A 5890-nucleotide genomic window follows, 5' to 3' on the forward strand; every position below is an offset into this window, starting at 1 on the left:
GTATTAATTATCACAATTGGAATTTGGAATTTAAAAAAATTGGAATTTTAAAATTTTATTTCTTTAAAAAGTTTTCCAAAATCTTTTCCCCAACCGCTCCACTTTTTTCAGGGTGAAATTGCGTTCCGTAAAAATTATCTTTTTGTAAAGCCGATGCGTATTCTAACTCGTAATTCGTTGTTGCAATGCTTTCAGCACAATTTGGAGCGTAAAAACTATGCACCAAATACATAAACTCATTTTCCGGAATACCTTTAAATAAATCCGATTTTAAATCATAAATCTGATTCCATCCCATTTGCGGCACTTTAACTTTCGATGTGAATTTAATTACATCAACATCAAAAATCCCCAAACCTTTCGTATTTCCTTCTTCAGATGATTTGCACATCAATTGCATTCCCAGACAAATACCAAAAACTGGTTGTTTCAAAGTCGGAATCAAACTATCCAAACCACTTTCACGAAGCTTAAGCATAGCCGAACTCGCTTCTCCCACTCCTGGAAAAATCACCTTATCTGCTGCCTGAATTTCGGCTGGATTATTACTCAAAACAGCTTTAAAACCAAGCCTTTCAATCGCAAACATAATGCTCTGAATATTTCCTGCTCCGTAATTTATAATTACTATTTTCAAAATTATTTTAGATTTTAGATTTTAGATTTTAGATTTTAGATTTCTCTAAAATTGAAATCGTTATTACTCTTTATTTTTGTTTGGTTTGTTTAAAATTTCAGTTTCAAGCCACTTAACTTTGAGCATACTTTTACCGCAAAGAACGCAAAGTTTATTTCTTGTAACCTTATCAGAAAAAGTTCGCAAAGCTTGGCGCATAAAACTTGCGTACCATAGCGTAAAACCTTGCGTACTTTGCGGTTAAAAAAACTTGAAACTTTAAACCTGAAACAAAATTCTTTATAACATCCCCTTTGTCGAAGGCAAAATCATTTTCTCTGTATCTCTTTTCACCGCTACTTTTATGGCTTTCGCGAAAGCTTTAAAAATCGCTTCAATTTTGTGGTGCTCGTTGGTTCCTTCCGCTTTTATATTGATGTTCGCTTTGGCACCATCTGAAAATGATTTAAAGAAGTGATAAAACATTTCTGTTGGCATTTTACCTACCATTTCGCGTTTAAATTCGGTTTCCCAAACCAACCAGTTTCTACCTCCAAAATCAATTGCAACCTGCGCTAAACAATCGTCCATTGGTAAACAAAAACCGTAACGTTCGATTCCTAATTTATTACCTAAAGCTTTCGCGAAAACTTCGCCTAAAGCAATTGCAGTATCTTCAATCGTATGGTGTTCATCAACTTCAAGATCACCTTTTACAAGAATTTCTAAGTCCATTTGGCCGTGACGTGAGATTTGATCCAACATATGATCAAAAAAAGCAATTCCCGTTTCTATTTTACTTTTTCCTGTTCCGTCAAGATTTAAATCGATAAAAATATCCGTTTCATTCGTTTTACGTGTAATCGAAGCCGAACGTGCTTCCAATTTTAAAAACTCATAAATGGCCTTCCAACTCATAGTTTGAAGAATAATCGTTTCGTCTAACTCTTCACGTTTTGATGATATTTCATTACTTCCAATTCCGTCATTATCATTGATAAAAATCGCTTTTGCACCAAGATTTTTCGCCAATTCAACATCCGTCAAACGATCTCCCAATACAAACGAATTAGCTAAATCATACTCCGGATTATTCAAATATTTCGTCAACATTCCTGTTCTTGGCTTACGCGTTGGCGCATTATCTTCCGGAAAAGATCTGTCAATAAAAATTTCATCAAACAAAACTCCCTCATTTTCAAAGGCTTTTAAAATAAAATTCTGCGTTGGCCAAAACGTATCTTCCGGAAAACTATCCGTTCCTAATCCGTCCTGATTGGTCACCATCGCCAATTCGTAATCTAATTCATTGGCAATTTTAGCCAAATATTGAAAAGCTTTTGGGTAAAATTCTACTTTCTCCAAAGCATCTAATTGATAATTTTCAGGTTCTAAAACAATCGTTCCGTCACGATCGATAAAAAGTACTTTTTTCATATATTTTATTTTTTCTGCCACAGATTAACACAGATTAAAAGGATTTTTTATTCCTTGTGCTTAATTTTCGCCACGAATTCCACAAATTAGCACGAATTGAATTAGTGAAAATTCGTGAAATTCGTGGCAAAAGAAAAATCCATTCAATCTGCGCAATCTGTGGCCTATAATTTTTACTTCAACAACTTCAATTCTTTAATCAAAACTGCATTTTCCTGTGGAATTCCAATCGTAAAACGAAGGCAGTTTTCGCATAATGGCTGAGTCGTTCTGTTACGAATTACAATTCCTTTTGCAATTAACTGATCGTATCTTTTATTAGCATCATCTACTTTAACTAAAACAAAATTAGCTTCTGTAGGATATATTTTCTCTACAAAATCAACTTCAAGTAAAACTTTAAGCAATTCTTCTCTTTGCTCAATAATAGCAGCTATTTCCTCTTTTATTTTATCCGAATCATTCAAACGAGTAATCGCTCTTTGCTGCGTTAATTCGTTAACATTATACGGTGGCTTAATTTTGTTCAGAACCGAAATTACAGCTTCAGAACCATAACAAATCCCTAAACGAATTCCAGCCAAACCATATGCTTTTGATAAAGTTTGAGTAATAACTAAATTTGGATATTCATCGATTTCTGTCAACCAGCTTTCTTTTCCTGAAAAGTCAATATACGCTTCATCAATTACAACTAAACCTTTGAAGTTTTGAAGCAATTTCACCACACTTTCATCCGAAAAAGAATTCCCTGTTGGATTATTTGGTGAGCATAAAAAGATGATTTTTGTATTCTCATCTACAGCGTCCAAAATCTTCTCAACTTGTGGCTGAAAATCTGTAGAAAGTAAAACCTCTCTGTTTTCAACCGCATTGATATTAGCCAAAACGCTATACATTCCGTAAGTTGGTGGCAGCGAAATAATATTGTCAATTTTTGGTTCGCAGAAAGCTCTAAAAAGCAAATCTAATACTTCGTCACTTCCGTTTCCTAATAAGATCTGACTAGATTTTACATTATTATTCTTCGCTAAAATCGCTTTAACCGAACTCTGTTGCGGATCCGGATAACGATTCACCCCATTTTGAAACGGATTTTCATTGGCATCCAAAAAAATCATTTCTGCAGTATCAAAATCCTCAAACTCATCTCTGGCAGACGAATAAGGTTTTAATGTTTTTACGTTTTCACGTGTTATATTGTTGATATTAAAGTCCATTTTTATTATTATTTCTCGCAAAGACGCAAAGGCGCAAAGCTTAGATTTAAATTAATTCGTGCTAATTTGTGACATTCGTGGCAAAAAAATTAAGACTTTAAAGAATCTAATCTCAAAGTCACAGCGTTTTTATGCGCTTGTAATCCCTCAGCTTCAGCCATAATTTCAATAGCGCGACCAATATTTTGAATTCCTTTTTCTGAAATTTTCTGAAAAGTCATTGATTTCATGAAGCTATCCAGATTTACTCCGCTATAATTTTTAGCATATCCGTTTGTTGGTAAGGTGTGATTTGTTCCTGAAGCATAATCTCCGGCACTTTCCGGTGTATAATTACCAATAAAAACAGAACCTGCATTTACGATTCCATTGCAATAGAAATCATCATATTCAGAACAAATAATGAAGTGTTCCGGTCCGTATTCATTGATTAAATCAAGAGCGATCTTATCATTTTCGACAAAAATTAATTTCGAATTTTCAATGGCTTTTTTAGCGATTTCTTTTCTGGGAAGTTCTTCAACCTGAATTTGAATTTCTTTTTCTACTGCATCAATCAATTTTTTTGAAGTCGAAACCAAAATTACCTGACTATCTGATCCGTGTTCTGCCTGAGACAATAAATCTGAAGCTACAAACGCCGGAACCGCTGTATCATCTGCTACAACCAACAATTCTGATGGTCCTGCCGGCATATCAATCGCTACGCCAAATTGTGTTGCCAATTGTTTTGCAACGGTTACAAACTGATTTCCTGGTCCGAAAATTTTATATACTTTCGGAATTGATTTTGTACCAAATGTCATTCCGGCAATCGCCTGGATTCCGCCTACTTTTAATATTTTGGTTACGCCACATAAATTTGCTGCATATAAAATAGCAGGATTTATTTTTCCGGTTTTATCTGGTGGCGAACATAATACGATTTCTTTGCAACCTGCAATTTCAGCAGGAACCGCCAACATTAAAACTGTGGAGAACAAAGGCGCTGTTCCGCCCGGAATGTACAAACCAATCTTCTGAATTGGTCTTTTTTCCTGCCAGCAATTAACTCCTTCAATTGTTTCTATTGCAATTTTATCAGTTTTTTGCGCCGAGTGAAACTTATAAATATTCTCTTTTGCTAACTGAATTGCTTCTTTTAATTCTGCCGAAATTGAATTTACAGCTTCCTGAATTTCTTCTGATGAAACTTCGTAGTTTTCTAAGGCGATTCCGTCGAAGATTGAAGTGTATTTTGCAACAGCTTCATCGCCTTTTTTCTGTACTTCTTTAAAGATTTCTTTTACCGTAACTTCGATATCATCAATAGTTTTGGTAGGTCTTTTTAATATATCTGACCAGGTATCTGGTTTTGGATTGTCTATTTTATTCATTTTGATATTTTTTTAACCGCTAAACTTTGTGGGGCTAACCGCAAAGAGCGCAAGGTTTTTTATTCTTTATCTTGAAAAACACAAAGTTCGCAAAGCTGTTGCCGAAGTTTGGAATTTGGAATTTTTCTATTGAAATTTGATCTGAATTGGAATTTGGATTTTCTTTTACAGTACCATTTTCTCAATTGGGCAAACTAAAATTCCTTCTGCTCCGGCTTCTTTTAGTTTATCGATGACGTCCCAGAAAGTGTCTTTATCAATTACTGAGTGTACACTACTCCAACCTTCCTGTGCTAATGGCAAAACGGTTAAACTTCTTAAAACCGGTAAGATTTTACCAATTTCGTCGATTTTATCGTTTGGCACATTCATTAGGATATATTTTGAGTTTCTTGCTCTTAAAACCGATTGTATTCTGAATTTTAAAGTATCAATGTGTTTCTGAATTTCCGGAGAAACTTTTGGTGAAACGGCTAAAACTGCTTCACTTTTCAGGATTACTTCTACTTCTCTTAAATTGTTTTTGAATAAAGTGCTTCCGCTAGAAACGATATCTACAATAGCATCGGCAAGACCAATGTTTGGTGCGATTTCTACAGAACCTGAAATTTGGTGAATATCAACTGTTAATCCAAAAGAATTGAAATATTCGTTAACCGTATTAGGGTAAGAAGTTGCAATACGCAAACCTGCTAAATCCTCAATCGACTTGTAATCGAATGTTTTAGGAACAGCCACAGAAACTTTACATTTTGAGAATCCTAGTTTTTGAATTACTTCGATGTGCTTTCCTTTTTCTACTAAAAGATTATCGCCTACAATGGCTAAATCTACTACTCCATCAATTAAATATTGCGGAATGTCTGAATTTCTTAAGTATAAAACTTCTAAAGGAAAATTTGAAGCTTCGGCTTTTAGCTGATCGTTTCCGTTATTGATCGAAATACCGCAATCTTTCAAGATCTGAATGCTGTCTTCGTTTAAACGACCTGATTTTTGAATTGCAATTTTTAATGTACTCATTTTTTTAGTTTTTGTTGGATTAATAGTTTGAGTACAAAGAATTGGTATAAAAAAACCCGTTTGATGTACTCAAACGGGTTTTAAAATATGATGATTTACATGCATACCATTAACACATCGCCTGAGAGCAATAATGAAAATGATGATGATGTAATTGAATAGAAATCATGACTTGGTTTATTTTTTAATTCTTTGATTCGGTTGCAAATATACTAGTT

General features: G+C 34.2%; 5 protein-coding genes. All 5 read right to left on the reverse strand.

Annotation, left to right across the window (positions count from 1 at the left end; genetic code table 11):
* Positions 1–55: 55 nt before the first annotated feature.
* Positions 56–637, reverse strand: a complete 582-nt coding sequence (gene hisH / locus FLACOL7796_RS19525; protein ID WP_173972474.1) for an imidazole glycerol phosphate synthase subunit HisH — start codon at positions 635–637, stop codon at positions 56–58.
* 279 nt (positions 638–916) lie between these two features.
* Entirely contained in the window at positions 917–2053 is a 1137-nt protein-coding gene (hisB, locus tag FLACOL7796_RS19530) for a bifunctional histidinol-phosphatase/imidazoleglycerol-phosphate dehydratase HisB (protein WP_173972475.1), read from the reverse strand.
* 173 nt (positions 2054–2226) lie between these two features.
* Positions 2227–3273, reverse strand: coding sequence for a histidinol-phosphate transaminase (hisC, locus tag FLACOL7796_RS19535; RefSeq protein WP_173972476.1), 1047 nt, complete (start codon positions 3271–3273; stop codon positions 2227–2229).
* 89 nt (positions 3274–3362) lie between these two features.
* The gene (gene hisD, locus FLACOL7796_RS19540; protein WP_173972477.1) at positions 3363–4649 is read right to left on the reverse strand and encodes a histidinol dehydrogenase; all 1287 of its coding nucleotides are present in this window, start codon (positions 4647–4649) and stop codon (positions 3363–3365) included.
* A 165-nt stretch (positions 4650–4814) separates the two neighbouring features.
* A complete protein-coding gene (gene hisG, locus FLACOL7796_RS19545) occupies positions 4815–5672 on the reverse strand; it encodes an ATP phosphoribosyltransferase (protein ID WP_173972478.1) in 858 nt (285 codons plus the stop codon).
* Between the last annotated feature and the right edge of the window lie 218 nt (positions 5673–5890).

This window comes from Flavobacterium bizetiae, from assembly GCF_902804475.1.
Taxonomy (GTDB): Bacteria; Bacteroidota; Bacteroidia; order Flavobacteriales; family Flavobacteriaceae; genus Flavobacterium; species Flavobacterium bizetiae.

Bases quoted from the DNA above. Each gene is read 5' to 3' on its own strand.
- hisC (WP_173972476.1), bottom strand. From the start codon at position 3,273: ATGGACTTTAATATCAACAATATAACACGTGAAAACGTAAAAACATTA.
- hisG (WP_173972478.1), bottom strand. From the start codon at position 5,672: ATGAGTACATTAAAAATTGCAATTCAAAAATCAGGTCGTTTAAACGAA.
- hisD (WP_173972477.1), bottom strand. From the start codon at position 4,649: ATGAATAAAATAGACAATCCAAAACCAGATACCTGGTCAGATATATTA.
- hisB (WP_173972475.1), bottom strand. From the start codon at position 2,053: ATGAAAAAAGTACTTTTTATCGATCGTGACGGAACGATTGTTTTAGAA.